Raw genomic sequence first — 12,534 nt, forward strand, 5'->3', positions numbered from 1 at the left:
CAAGGGGACATTTCTACTTTGCAGGAAAAGGGACATTTCTACTTAGCGTTGACAGCTGGCGAGCGGCAATCGGTTGGCGCTGATGGCCCACCTCAGCCGGCATTCGCGCGCCATACGCAGCGGCCCTTGACGGCCTTGTCGAGACCATCGAGCAGCGCCTCGTGCACCGCCAGTTCCTCGGCTGTTGCCGCCAGCACGATGATGTCGGCCAGCGGCAATGCCGCCGCATGCTCGCTGCCGGCCTCGGCGTCGTCGTCACCGAGATCCATCGACAGGCTGTTCTGGCCGCGCGTCATGGCCAGATAGACGTCGGCGAGCAATTCGGCGTCGAGCAAGGCGCCGTGCAGTTTGCGATGGGTGTTCGACACCCCGTAACGGTCGCACAGCGCATCGAGCGAATTGCGCTTGCCGGGATGCATTTCCTTCGCCTGGATCAGGGTATCGATCACGCTGGCGATATGTTGGTTGAACGACGGCACTTTGAGGCGGCCGAATTCGGCGTTCAGAAAACCGAGGTCGAACGGCGCGTTATGGATGATGACTTCGGCGCCGCCGACATAGTCGCGCAGTTCGTCTGCGATCTCGCCGAACTTCGGTTTGTCGCTGAGGAACTCGGTGGTCAGTCCGTGCACCGCCAGCGCGCCCTCTTCCGAATCGCGTTCCGGATTGATGTAGCGATGAAAATTATTGCCGGTCAACTGGCGGTTGATCAGTTCGACGCAGCCGATTTCGATCACGCGGTCGCCGGAGCGCGGATTGAGGCCGGTGGTTTCGGTATCGAGGACGATTTGACGCATGGAAATGGATTCCCAGATGGATTGTGAACGAGAAACATACTCACCCGTGTATTTTCACGGGCCGGCATTATTCCGGCGGGGTAGGCACTGTTTTTGCCTATACTCCCCACCAAACTATTAGTTACAAGATGGATTCGACGCCGCGATTGGCCAGCGCATCGGCGCGTTCGTTGCCGACATGGCCGGAATGACCGCGCACCCAGACCCACTCGATCTGGTGCTTGGCCTGCGCCGCATCGAGCGCTTGCCACAGGTCGACATTCTTGACCGCCGTCTTGGCCGCCGTCTTCCAGCCACGCGCCTTCCAGCCGGCTAGCCATTCGGTAATGCCTTTCAGAACATACTGGCTATCGGTATGCAGCACGATCTTGCACGGCCGCTTGAGCGTGGCGAGCGCCTCGATCACGGCGGTCATTTCCATCCGGTTGTTGGTGGTGACCGGCTCCCCGCCGAAGATTTCTTTCTTGTGGTCACCGGCGACCAGCAGCGCGCCCCAGCCGCCCGGGCCGGGATTTCCCTTGCAGGCGCCGTCAGTAAATATTTCAATCTTGTCCATGCTTGTTTCTATGTGATTTATTGGTGGCCGGCACCCCGTTCGGGATGAGAGCCGTATTTTTATTCCAGGCCGGCCCGATCAGCCGCATGCCTTTGACCCGCTTGATCGCCTGCACCATGTAGACCGCACCGAGATACGGCCACCAGCGCTCGCCGGCCTTTTCCATGAAACCGAAGCGGTCCAGCCATTGGCTAGTGCGGCACGGCGGTGCATAACAGCCGAAATGACCGCGATCGATTTCCATATTCAATAATTTCAGCCAGTCTTTCAAGCGCGGCAGGCTGATGAATTCACCATGCTGCGGCAGGAAATGCGCGCCTGACAGCCGCCCGACCATTTGCCGTGCACCCCACAGGCTGGCGGGGTTGAAGCCGCAGACAATGACCTGCCCTTCGGCGATCAGCACCCGCTCCACTTCGCGCAGCACCTGATGCGGCTCGGCCGCAAATTCCAGCACGTGCGGCAGCACCACCAGATCCAGACTTTGCGATGCAAACGGCAGTTCCGTGAAATCGTGCGCCACCACGACCGACGCCGACGCGCCATTGGGCAGATTGGCCGGCACATGGCGATCGGTTTGCCATTTGCGCGGCATCCGGTTGGCTTGCAGCGCATTGATTTCGGGCAAGCCAATCTGCACCGCATTGAAGCCGAAAATGTCGGCCGTCAACGCGTCGAGCCTGGCCTGTTCCCACGCCTTCACATAGGCACCGGCGGGTGTCTGCAGCCAGTCGCCGAGGACTATAATGGAATTTTCGCGTAACGGGTGTGCCATGTCGATTGTCAGCGGTAATTCATTAAAGGTATTGGCCGTCCCGGCGTTCGACGACAATTATCTGTGGTTGATCCACGACGGTCGACACGCTGCGGCGGTCGATCCGGGCGATGCCGGACCGATTTTGGCCGCACTGCAACAGCATCAGCTGTCCCTGACCGCTATTTTACTGACACATCACCACGCTGACCACATTGGCGGTGTGCCGCGGCTGTTGCAGCAGTTCAAGGTGCCGGTCTTCGGTCCGCGCCACGAGGCTATCACAGGCGTCACCGATCCGCTGACCGAAGGTGACCGTATCACGCTGCCGCAACTGGATGTGCAACTGACGGTCCTCGAGGTGCCGGGTCACACCAGCGGCCATATCGCTTATTTTGCGACAGATCAACACTGGCTGTTTTGCGGCGACACACTGTTTGCCGGCGGTTGCGGCCGGCTGTTTGAAGGCACGCCGGCCCAGATGAGTGCCTCGCTGGCCAAGCTGGCGGCGCTGCCGGAGGCGACGCAAGTGTTCTGCGCGCATGAATATACGCTGGCCAATCTGCGTTTCGCGCAGGAAGTGGAGCCCGCCAACCCCGACCTGCAGCAACGCATCCTTGCCGAACAGGCCAAACGCGCGCGCGGTGTCCCGACCGTGCCGTCATCGATTGGACTGGAAAAGGCCACCAATCCCTTCCTGCGCTACCGTGAACCGGCGATCATCGCGCGCCTGATCGCGGCCGGACGCCTGCACCGGACGCCACAGGAACCGGTCGCCGCCTTCGCCGCGTTGCGCGAATGGAAAAACAATTTCCGCTGACCGTGCGCCGGTTTTCTGTTGATGTTGATCACAAACAAGTGCCGCGGCACTTGTTTTTTTATATACTCGGGCTAGTTTATAGTCAACACCATTGCATTCATTGCGGGAAGTGCTGGTTTTTTGGCATACTGGCCAGTATTGTTCATTTGGCCGGGATTACGACGCGCGTTGCCGCAGCGCTCAGGCAGGCGTTGCAAGCGGTTTTGCGTCGATCGCCGCGTCGGATAACCCGTCCCGGATCGCCCTCAAACGGAACCGATCGGCGCCTGTCCCGGTACCCCGCGCGCCACTGTTTACCCGCGTATCAAGCAGGCAGATAAGCAATTAAAAAGCAGTTAAAAAAAGCAGCCAAATAAGCAGTTAAGAAATTGGTAAGTCATTGATTTGTAATAATTCTTGACGGGTGGAAAGTCCTTTCCGTACACTCTGCAGATTATCCTCACCGGTCCGTCGCTTGCGGTCCGGCATCAATGGAGAAGCAATGCATTCTTTCAAGATCAAGACTTTGGCACTGGCGTTATTGGTTGTCGGCGCTCCTGCAATCAGTCTGGCTAACGATATCAGCATGCCGCCGCTGGGCTGGAGCACCAACCTGGGATCGATCGATCCGGCGCTGCGCAATAACCCGAATGCGCCGCTGGCGCTGGACCCCGAGGATGCCAGCACCGAAATACTGGGCGTCGAGGAAGTCGACGTCTGGGGCCGCATTCGCAAGGGTTTCGCCATCCCTGATCTTGAAAACCAGCTGGTCACGAATCAGACCGACTGGTATAGCAGCCGCCCGGAATACATCGAGCGCACCACCACCCGCGCGTCGCGCTATCTGTTCCACGTGGTGCAGGAGCTGGAAAAGCGCAATATGCCGACCGAACTGGCATTGCTGCCGTTCATCGAATCAGCCTTCAACCCGCAGGCCTTCTCCAGCGCGAAGGCGGCCGGCATGTGGCAATTCATCCCGTCGACCGGGCGCGATTTCAAGCTCAAGCAAAACATGTTCAAGGACGAGCGGCGCGATGTGCTGGCCTCGACCGATGCGGCGCTCACTTATCTGCAAAAACTGTATGGCATGTTCGGCGACTGGCAGCTGGCGCTGGCGGCCTATAACTGGGGCGAAGGCTCGGTGCAACGCGCCGTCAAGAAGAACCAGGCGGCCGGTCTCGGCACCGATTTCAACAGTCTGTCGGCGCTGATGCCGGCAGAAACGCGCAATTATGTGCCGAAGCTGCAGGCGGTGAAAAACATCATCGCGCATCCGGACCAGTACCACGTCACCTTGCCCAAGGTCGACAATCAGCCTTATTTCATCACTATCGGCAAGACCCGCGATATCGATGTCAAGGTGGCGGCACAGCTGGCGGAATTGTCGCTGGACGAATTCAAGGCGCTGAACCCGCAGTTCAATCGTCCGGTCATCACCGGCGGAGCCCAAACCCAGATCCTGCTGCCGGAAAGCAACGCCGCCAAGTTCAAGCAAAACCTGTCCAAATGGGGCCATGCGCTGTCTTCATGGACCTCGCATACGGTCACCGGCGCGCGTGAGCGGATCGAGGCAATTGCCACCAAGTTCGGTACCACGCCGGCGGTAATCCGCGAAGTTAACAATATCCCGCCGAAGATGTTGCTGAAAGCCGGCTCCACCATCCTGGTACCGAGAACCGCCTTGTCAGCCGACAAGGATATCGCGCCGGAACTGGCCGATAGCGCGACCATGGCGGTCGAGCGCGATGCTCCGGAAACCCGCCGCATCACGATCAAGGTCGGCAAGCGCGACACGCTGGCGTCGATCGCCCGCCGCTACAAAGTCAGCGTGGCACAGGTCAAGTCCTGGAACGGACTCAATCGCGATGCCGTGTCCAGCGGCCAGAGCCTGCAACTGCAGGTCGCCGTCGCCCGCAGCAAGCATGGCGGCAGCCGGATCGCGGCCGGCAAGGCGCAGCGTGGTAAAACCGACGTCGCGCAAGGCAAGTCCGGCCGCAACGCGAAGAGCGCCTCCGTCAAAGTTGCCCCCCGCGGCTAGTCCCAGGCAGCAGCATATCTGACTCGGCTGGCGCCGAAACTTGCCGCCGCCGCACAGACACCCTACAATCTGGCCCTGTCCGCATCTGCGCACAGGGCCACATTTCGAAGAAAAACCGATACCGCAAACACAGCCATACCGATTGCCTGCGCGACCTGTCAGTCATCGCGATCGGCAGCTGGTGCATCATCCGCGGTAGCATCTGGAGTCATTCATGGCATTCTTGCAAGGCAAAAAAATCCTCATCACCGGCTTGCTGTCGAACCGTTCGATTGCCTACGGCATCGCCCAGGCATGCAAGCGCGAAGGCGCTGAACTGGCGTTCACCTATGTCGGCGAGCGCTTCAAACAGCGCACCACCGATTTCGCCCAGGAGTTCGGCAGCGACCTGATTTTCGATTGTGATGTCGGCAGCGACGAGCAAATCAACGCATTGTTCGCCGATCTCGCCAAATCCTGGGATCAGCTGGACGGACTGGTGCATTCGATCGGCTTTGCGCCGCGCGAGGCGATCGCCGGCGACTTTCTGGACGGTCTGTCGCGCGAGGCATTCAAGATTGCGCACGATATTTCGGCGTATAGCTTCCCGGCGATGGCCAAGGCCGCCCAGCCAATGCTGCGTCCGGATTCGGCGCTGCTGACCCTGACCTATCTCGGCTCGCAACGCATCATCCCCGGCTACAACACGATGGGGCTGGCCAAGGCGTCGCTGGAAGCCAGTGTGCGCTATCTGGCCGCGTCGCTCGGCCCGAAAGGCATCCGCGTCAACGCCATTTCGGCCGGCCCGATCAAGACCCTGGCCGCCAGCGGCATCAAGGATTTTGGCAAGATCCTGAGCTACGTCGAACAAAACGCGCCGATGCGCCGCAACGTCACGATCGAACAGGTCGGCAATACCGCTGCCTTCCTGCTGTCGGAGCTGGCTGGCGGCATTACCGGCGAAATTACCTATGTCGACGGCGGCTTCTCGCACGTCTTCGGCGGAATGGGAGAATAACGTCATAATGTACGAAGTACGGATGCTTTAACGGAAATTAGCGCATCCGTACTGTCGTACAACACCGGTTTCCCAGCGTGAACCCCGGATGCACAGCAAAGCAACACGACACAATGCTGCACATCCGGTAAAAATGCTGTATAGTTCGGTTTGTGCGCTGCAATATTCTTATTTGACGGCGTACAACAATAACACTAGCAGCTTCGCAAGCCTTGGCGCATCCTGATGGATGCCGCTAATAAAGCCCTCCCGCCTTGTGTGTCGACCTTGACACCGTCCCGGCGCAAAGCTTTTGTGCCGAAATTTCTTTCACTGAGTCATTTCGTTGGTTGGCGTTGCTATTTTGCGTTCTGCACATTTGCATGAACGCCGATTTTACGAAAGAAAATAATGACTTTTGAATCACTAGGCCTGCACGCGTCCGTACTTACAGCTCTTACCGAGGCTGGCTATACCAAACCGACCTCAGTTCAAGCACAAGCAGTGCCAGCGGCCATTGAAGGCCGCGACCTGCTGGTATCGTCGCAAACCGGCTCCGGCAAGACTGCCGCATTCATGCTGCCGGCGTTGCATAAATTCGCTTCCGCCGAGGCCGCATCGGCTGCCGGCAAAACACCGAATCAGGAAAGCCAGTCGGCCCGTGCCCGCGGCGACCGTCCGCGCTTCAAAGCGGCACAGCCGAAGATGCTGGTGCTGACCCCGACCCGCGAACTGGCACTGCAAGTGACTACCGCCACCGACAAATACGGCGTCCACCTGCGCCGCATCAAGGCAGTATCGATTTTGGGCGGCATGCCTTACCCGAAGCAGATGCAATTGCTGGCGCGTAATCCGGAAATTCTGGTCGCGACCCCTGGCCGTCTGATCGACCACATGGAATCGGGCAAGATCGACTTCTCGCAACTGGAAATCCTGGTGCTGGACGAAGCCGACCGCATGCTTGACATGGGCTTTATCGAAGACATCGAAAAAATCGTCGCAGCGACACCGACCACGCGTCAAACCATGCTGTTCTCGGCAACGCTCGATGGCGTAGTCGGCAACATGGCACGCCGCATCACCACCAATCCGCTGGTGATCCAGATCGCCGGTTCGGCCACCAAGCATGAAAACATCCAGCAACGCGTGCACTTCGTCGACGATCTGTCGCACAAGAATCGCCTGCTCGACCACCTGCTGCGCGATGAAACGCTGGATCAGGCCGTGGTATTTACCGCGACCAAACGTGACGCCGACACCATCGCCGACCGTCTGAACATCGCCGGTTTCGCTGCCGCCGCGCTGCACGGCGACATGCATCAGGGCGCGCGTAACCGCACGCTCGACGGCATGCGTCGCGGCAATGTGCGCATTCTGGTAGCAACCGACGTTGCGGCGCGCGGTATCGACGTACCGGCGATTACCCACGTGTTCAACTACGATCTGCCGAAATTTCCTGAAGACTACGTGCATCGCATCGGTCGTACCGGCCGTGCCGGCCGCAACGGCGTCGCGGTATCGCTGGTGAATCACGCCGAAGGCATGAACGTCAAGCGGATCGAGCGTTTCACCAAGCAATTGATTCCTGTCAATGTGATCGAAGGCTTCGAGCCGAAGAAAACTGCATCGCGTCCGACCAGCAAGCCTAGCGGCTGGAAGCCAGGCGACAATCGCAGCGGCGGCTATCGCGGCAACACCGGCAACGCCGGTTACGGTGCCAACCGCAGCGAAGGCACTGGCGGCGGCAACAGCAATGGCAATGGATACGGCAACAACAAGCCGGGCCAGCGCACCTTCAGCAAACCAGGTGAAGCCCCACGTCGTGATGGCGCCGGCGCCGGCGGTGGTTACCGCGGCCGTTCCGATAGCGGTCGCAGCTATGGTGATCGTTAATCACTGAGTTGCACCTCTGCAAACGAAAAAGCGACCGTTCCGACGGTCGCTTTTTTTTCGTCGATCAATGTGGAGCGTGGCTACAGGGCGCAGGTCCGGAAGCCGACAAACATATCGTCGCGCTGCGGCAAATAAAAATTACGATAGCGCGGCGTGCGCATCCGCCCCTGCGTCGCAAACGACGCACCGCGCAACACCTGATGGGAGCTGAACCATGGCGCCGAATATTCGCGATAGGCATCGGCTGAGAATCCAGGATAAGGCTCAAACCGGCTGGCGGTCCATTCCCATAAATCGCCCCAGCGAAACGCCGCGTGTCCCGACGTCGCCGCCCATTCCCACTCTGCTTCGGTCGGCAAGCGACGCCCTAACCACACGCAATAAGCCTGTGCCTCGAACAAACTGATATGCCGCACCGGTTCACGCTGCGGCAAGGCTGCCCGCCTGCCGAAACGCGCGATGTTCCAGCCTTGGGCGTCACGCTCCCAATAACGCGGCGCCGACCGCTCCTGCTGCATCAACCATGTGCGTCCGGCCGGGGACCAGAACTGCACCCGCTGGTACCCGCCATCGGCCACGAATTCCGCGAACTGGGCATTCGATACCAGGGTCGAATCGATGCCAAAGGCCGGCACGTACGTCGCATGCGCCCACTTTTCATTGTCAAACACAAAGCCGTCGTCGGGCTGGCTGCCCAGTTGCAAGGTGCCGCCCGGAAAGCGGATCTCGCCCTGTGCCCAGGACCGCGTAGCGTGATTGGCCAGCGACTCGGGTGCCGCCAGATTCAAGGTCTGCAAGGTGTAGGCAAATGCCTCGCCATGCATGTCCTCATGCGCCAGCGCCAGGCGATATGGGTACAGACCCCGGTCGTCGTCCGTTGCGCGAGACAGTTTGTCGAGCACGCGGTCGAGCACTTCGCGGCAATAGGTCTTCAGCGCGCCGGCGCGCGGCAAATCCAGCGTCCAGCGCGCCCGGTGTGGTACCGTATTCGAATCGAACCAGTCGTCACCCTTGGTCAGCAAGGACGGGCGTTGCGCTGCAGCCGGATGGCTTGATTGTGCTTCGCGCAGCACAAACCATTCTGCAAACCAGGCGATATGTCCAAGTTCCCATAGCGGCGGATTGATGATCTCGAGTATCGGTACTTTATCGGATGCATCCAGCCCGGCCGCCAGGAAGCAATCAAACAACGCAAGAGTATAATTTCGCGCGTCCTGCAGACAATCTGCGAGCTGTTCCGGCGAAGCATGCCGAAAAGAATGATCCAGCCAGTTCGTAGCAGTGTTATCGGTCATGGTGACATTGGAATGAGATTGGGATGCGCGATGGGAATGCCTCTAATCAGCACGATTCAGCACGATTCAATGTGATTCGATACGGATCGGTCTCATGCAATTTGTTTCAGGCAAATGACTAAAATCCATATCATCATTATCAGCCCGGCATCGGCAAAAGCCAACAACGGTAACTGGCAAACCGCCAGCCGCTGGGCGCATTTCTTGCGCGCACACTACCGCGTGACGTTGATGACGCAATGGGATCGTATGCCATGTGATCTGATGATTGCATTGCACGCGCGACGATCGGCGGTGTCGATAGCGGCATTTGCCGCGGCGCATCCCACCCTGCCTCTGGTGCTGGTATTGACCGGCACCGATCTGTATCGCGACATCCGTCACGATGCCGATGCGCAGCGTTCATTGCAACTGGCGACCAGGTTGATCGTGCTGCAGGAGGCAGGATTGGACGAACTGAAGCCGGCTGTGCGGAACAAGGCGCGGGTGATTCATCAGTCGGCCCGTCCGCTGACACCGCTCGATCGCAGCGCTGCGACCCGGCATTTCGATGTCGTGACGATCGGCCATTTACGCGACGAAAAGGATCCGCTGACCTTCATGCGCGCGGCGGCGTTGGTCGCATCGCCGTCGATCCGGCTGTGGCAGATAGGCGGCGCCCTCACACCCGCCCTGCAGGACCAGGCAGAATTGACCCAGAACCAGCACCGGCGCTACCGTTGGCTCGGCAATATGCCACATGCGGCGACCCGGCAGCGCCTGAAGCGCAGTCATCTGATGATCATTACATCGATCATGGAAGGCGGTGCCAACGTCATCATTGAAGCTATCACCAGCGGCGTACCGGTGTTAGCCAGCGACATCCCGGGCAATCGCGGCATGCTGGGCGACGACTACGCCGGCTATTTCCCGGTCGGCGACAGTCCGGCCCTGGCGGCACTGGTCGAACGCGCGCTGGCGGACCCGACGTTCTACGCGCGGCTACAACAGCGATGTGCGGCGCGTGCACCCTTGTTTTCGCCGCTGCGGGAACAGGCAGCCTTACTCCAGTTAGTGGATAATCTCGTCAAACAATGAAGGAATCTGCCCATGAACACGATCACCGAACCGCAAATCAAGCTCACCTCTTTTTCACACGGCGGCGGCTGCGGCTGCAAGATCGCACCCGGCGTGCTGGCTGAAATCCTGAAAAATTCGAGCGGTTTCCCGGTTCCGAAAGAACTGATGGTCGGCATCGAAACGGCCGACGACGCCGCCGTCTACAAGCTCAACGACGAACAGGCGCTGATCGCGACCACCGATTTTTTCATGCCGATCGTCGATGACCCATTTGACTTCGGCCGTATCGCCGCCACCAACGCGATCTCCGATGTGTACGCGATGGGCGGCACGCCGATCATGGCGCTGGCGCTGGTCGGGATGCCGATCAACAAACTGTCGGTCGAGGTCATCGGCCAAATCATCAAGGGCGGCGAAGCGATCTGCGCCGAAGCCGGCATCCCGATCGCCGGCGGCCACACCATCGATTCGGTCGAGCCGATCTACGGCCTGGTGGTATTGGGCTTGGTGCATCCGTCCAAGGTCAAGCGCAATGCTGACGCCAAGGCCGGCGACAAGCTGATCCTGGGCAAGCCGCTGGGCGTCGGCATCCTGTCGGCGGCGTTAAAGAAGGACGCGTTGGACGCCGATGGTTACGCGGCGATGATCGCCAACACCACCAAGCTCAACAAACCCGGCAAGGCCTTGTCCGAATTGCCCGGTGTGCACGCACTGACCGACGTCACCGGCTTCGGCCTGCTCGGCCATCTGCTGGAACTGGCGCGCGGCGCGGGATTGAGCGCCAAACTGAACATGTCGCAAATTCCGCTGCTGCCCGGCGTGCAGCAACTGGCCGAAGCCGGCTACATCACCGGCGCATCAGGCCGCAACTGGGACGGCTATGGTCACGACGTGGTGTTGGACGCCGCCATCACGCCAACGCAGCAAATGCTGCTGACCGATCCCCAAACCTCGGGCGGCTTGCTGGTATCGTGCGACGCCGATTCGGTAGATGATGTGCTGGCGCTGTTTGCCCGTGGAGGATTTGCGCATGCCGCCGTGATCGGCGAGATGAAGGATGGGGCGCCGCGCGTTGAGGTTGTTGCCTAGCTTGCGCTTTCAGCGTCGCGTAAGAATGGGGATGACCGGTGCATGCGGGGGAACCGAAATACAGCCTCAATGTTCGAGATGAGCGGACACGCCCGGTGAGCCGGGCGTGTCAATATACGACTAGCTGGATGGCTGGGCCGCCATCAAGGCGGAAACCATCTTCTCCTAATCCTCGAGTCTTATCATTCCAACTATCTGCCCATCGGTATTTTCCAATCTTTGGCTCAAGACATCGTCTTTCTTTGCATCTTCAAAGAAGCATGCCATAGCAAGCTTGAGCGACGAGATCATGCTGTCAATTTGCATGCTGGCTACCTGATCTTGGGACCATATGCGCGTATCAAGTTCTCCTGGTTTTTTCCCGTTCCTTCCAATTGCGTAAAAAAGACGCTTGGCCTTGCCGTCCTTGGTTAGGTTAGATTCCCAAGACAGACCGTGCAAAATTGAGCATCTTGCAGCATACAGATCAATCGAATCACAGCTTCCCTCAAGACGACCAAGGTAATACTTTTCTACCCAAAGAATGAACCGCTTCTTCGAGCTTTGCTCGCAGGCGCCATACGCAAGCCAGCTGATTGAATCGATGATTGTGTAAATTAGCACCAAGCACGGCATGACCAATGCCTTGTCGTAACAAACATCGAGCGCGTCAAACATTTCTTGATAGTTGTTGTCCATTCCCTGCCCCATGCCGTCATCTGACGTTAGAAGTAACCGGCTACCGGAGTGCGCAGCACGAACAGAACTGACAAGCGCAGCGTTTGGACAGTCCGGTTGACGGGTGGGTGTTAACGTTTTTTTTCATTGCATTTTCAAGCTTGTTTTATCGAGCTTGGTTCCATATAAATTAGTTCCCAAATATGGCCATCTAAATCCTGAAAGCCATGTCCATACATGAATCCGTGATCTTGCGGCTCTTTGTAAGTTGTGCCGCCAGCGGCGACTGCTTTGCGAACAATTTCATCGACCGTGTCCCGACGCTCCAAAGACAAACACACAAGCACTTCTGAGTATTTCTTTGCGTCACAAATTTCCTTCGGAGTAAAGGTCTTGAACTTTTCTTCAGTAAGTAGCATGACGAATATCTCTTCGCTCACGATCATGCAGGTGGCTGTGTCATCGGTAAATTGCGGATTAAAACTGAAACCAAGTTTGGTGAAAAACTCCACTGATGCATTGAGGCTTTTTACCGGCAGATTCACAAAAATTTTGGTACTCATATCTCCCCCATTGAAACAAATTGAGCGATGCAGCATTAAAAATGCATGGTGCTTTCCG

At 58.5% G+C, this 12,534-nt stretch carries 12 protein-coding genes; 6 read left to right on the forward strand and 6 right to left on the reverse strand.

Features of this window, described 5'->3' with window-relative positions; genetic code table 11:
- Nucleotides 1–92: 92 nt before the first annotated feature.
- The 3 genes from dnaQ to ACFOFO_RS08675 all read right to left on the reverse strand — a co-directional run bounded on the left by dnaQ (nt 93) and on the right by ACFOFO_RS08675 (nt 2,128).
- Complete coding sequence (gene dnaQ, locus ACFOFO_RS08665; RefSeq protein WP_390325741.1) at nt 93–797, reverse strand: DNA polymerase III subunit epsilon; 705 nt, start codon at nt 795–797, stop codon at nt 93–95.
- A 121-nt stretch (nt 798–918) separates the two neighbouring features.
- The gene (gene rnhA, locus ACFOFO_RS08670) at nt 919–1,353 is read right to left on the reverse strand and encodes a ribonuclease HI (protein ID WP_390325743.1); all 435 of its coding nucleotides are present in this window, start codon (nt 1,351–1,353) and stop codon (nt 919–921) included.
- Entirely contained in the window at nt 1,340–2,128 is a 789-nt protein-coding gene (locus tag ACFOFO_RS08675; protein ID WP_390331379.1) for a class I SAM-dependent methyltransferase, read from the reverse strand. The genes rnhA and ACFOFO_RS08675 overlap by 14 nt, the downstream gene beginning before the upstream one ends.
- Between ACFOFO_RS08675 and gloB the strand changes: the two genes are divergently transcribed.
- The 4 genes from gloB to ACFOFO_RS08695 all read left to right on the forward strand — a co-directional run bounded on the left by gloB (nt 2,127) and on the right by ACFOFO_RS08695 (nt 7,813).
- Nucleotides 2,127–2,927, forward strand: coding sequence for a hydroxyacylglutathione hydrolase (gloB, locus tag ACFOFO_RS08680; RefSeq protein ID WP_390331380.1), 801 nt, complete (start codon nt 2,127–2,129; stop codon nt 2,925–2,927). The two genes, ACFOFO_RS08675 and gloB, sit on opposite strands and share 2 nt — an antisense overlap.
- 481 nt (nt 2,928–3,408) lie before the next feature.
- Nucleotides 3,409–4,944 (forward strand): transglycosylase SLT domain-containing protein, encoded by a 1,536-nt coding sequence (locus ACFOFO_RS08685; RefSeq protein ID WP_390331381.1) that lies wholly within the window; start codon nt 3,409–3,411, stop codon nt 4,942–4,944.
- Between the two features lie 214 nt (nt 4,945–5,158).
- Nucleotides 5,159–5,941, forward strand: coding sequence for an enoyl-ACP reductase FabI (gene fabI / locus ACFOFO_RS08690; RefSeq protein WP_390325747.1), 783 nt, complete (start codon nt 5,159–5,161; stop codon nt 5,939–5,941).
- Nucleotides 5,942–6,331: 390 nt separating this feature from the next.
- A complete protein-coding gene (locus ACFOFO_RS08695) occupies nt 6,332–7,813 on the forward strand; it encodes a DEAD/DEAH box helicase (RefSeq protein WP_390325749.1) in 1,482 nt (493 codons plus the stop codon).
- A gap of 80 nt (nt 7,814–7,893) precedes the next feature.
- Here the strand turns inward: ACFOFO_RS08695 and senA are convergent, their stop codons facing one another.
- Nucleotides 7,894–9,108, reverse strand: coding sequence for a selenoneine synthase SenA (senA, locus tag ACFOFO_RS08700; RefSeq protein WP_390331382.1), 1,215 nt, complete (start codon nt 9,106–9,108; stop codon nt 7,894–7,896).
- A 114-nt stretch (nt 9,109–9,222) separates the two neighbouring features.
- Between senA and senB the strand changes: the two genes are divergently transcribed.
- Both senB and selD read left to right on the forward strand, forming a co-directional pair.
- The gene (gene senB / locus ACFOFO_RS08705) at nt 9,223–10,185 is read left to right on the forward strand and encodes a selenoneine biosynthesis selenosugar synthase SenB (RefSeq protein WP_390325750.1); all 963 of its coding nucleotides are present in this window, start codon (nt 9,223–9,225) and stop codon (nt 10,183–10,185) included.
- Nucleotides 10,186–10,197: 12 nt separating this feature from the next.
- A complete protein-coding gene (gene selD / locus ACFOFO_RS08710; protein ID WP_390325751.1) occupies nt 10,198–11,256 on the forward strand; it encodes a selenide, water dikinase SelD in 1,059 nt (352 codons plus the stop codon).
- 165 nt (nt 11,257–11,421) lie between these two features.
- On the opposite strand, the gene ACFOFO_RS08715 is transcribed toward selD, so the two are convergent.
- On the reverse strand, nt 11,422–11,934 hold the full coding sequence (locus ACFOFO_RS08715; protein WP_390325753.1) for a hypothetical protein: 513 nt from the start codon (nt 11,932–11,934) through the stop codon (nt 11,422–11,424).
- A gap of 134 nt (nt 11,935–12,068) precedes the next feature.
- Nucleotides 12,069–12,476, reverse strand: coding sequence for a VOC family protein (locus ACFOFO_RS08720; RefSeq protein ID WP_390328182.1), 408 nt, complete (start codon nt 12,474–12,476; stop codon nt 12,069–12,071).
- Nucleotides 12,477–12,534: the final 58 nt, after the last annotated feature.

It is taken from the genome of Pseudundibacterium arcticum, from assembly GCF_042646465.1.
Lineage (GTDB): Bacteria > Pseudomonadota > Gammaproteobacteria > Burkholderiales > Burkholderiaceae_D > Undibacterium_A > Undibacterium_A arcticum.

Coding starts and splice junctions, on each gene's coding strand:
- dnaQ (WP_390325741.1), bottom strand. CDS start 797: ATGCGTCAAATCGTCCTCGATACCGAAACCACCGGCCTCAATCCGCGC.
- rnhA (WP_390325743.1), bottom strand. CDS start 1,353: ATGGACAAGATTGAAATATTTACTGACGGCGCCTGCAAGGGAAATCCC.
- gloB (WP_390331380.1), top strand. CDS start 2,127: ATGTCGATTGTCAGCGGTAATTCATTAAAGGTATTGGCCGTCCCGGCG.
- ACFOFO_RS08675 (WP_390331379.1), bottom strand. CDS start 2,128: ATGGCACACCCGTTACGCGAAAATTCCATTATAGTCCTCGGCGACTGG.
- ACFOFO_RS08685 (WP_390331381.1), top strand. CDS start 3,409: ATGCATTCTTTCAAGATCAAGACTTTGGCACTGGCGTTATTGGTTGTC.
- fabI (WP_390325747.1), top strand. CDS start 5,159: ATGGCATTCTTGCAAGGCAAAAAAATCCTCATCACCGGCTTGCTGTCG.
- ACFOFO_RS08695 (WP_390325749.1), top strand. CDS start 6,332: ATGACTTTTGAATCACTAGGCCTGCACGCGTCCGTACTTACAGCTCTT.
- senA (WP_390331382.1), bottom strand. CDS start 9,108: ATGACCGATAACACTGCTACGAACTGGCTGGATCATTCTTTTCGGCAT.
- senB (WP_390325750.1), top strand. CDS start 9,223: ATGACTAAAATCCATATCATCATTATCAGCCCGGCATCGGCAAAAGCC.
- selD (WP_390325751.1), top strand. CDS start 10,198: ATGAACACGATCACCGAACCGCAAATCAAGCTCACCTCTTTTTCACAC.
- ACFOFO_RS08715 (WP_390325753.1), bottom strand. CDS start 11,934: ATGGACAACAACTATCAAGAAATGTTTGACGCGCTCGATGTTTGTTAC.
- ACFOFO_RS08720 (WP_390328182.1), bottom strand. CDS start 12,476: ATGAGTACCAAAATTTTTGTGAATCTGCCGGTAAAAAGCCTCAATGCA.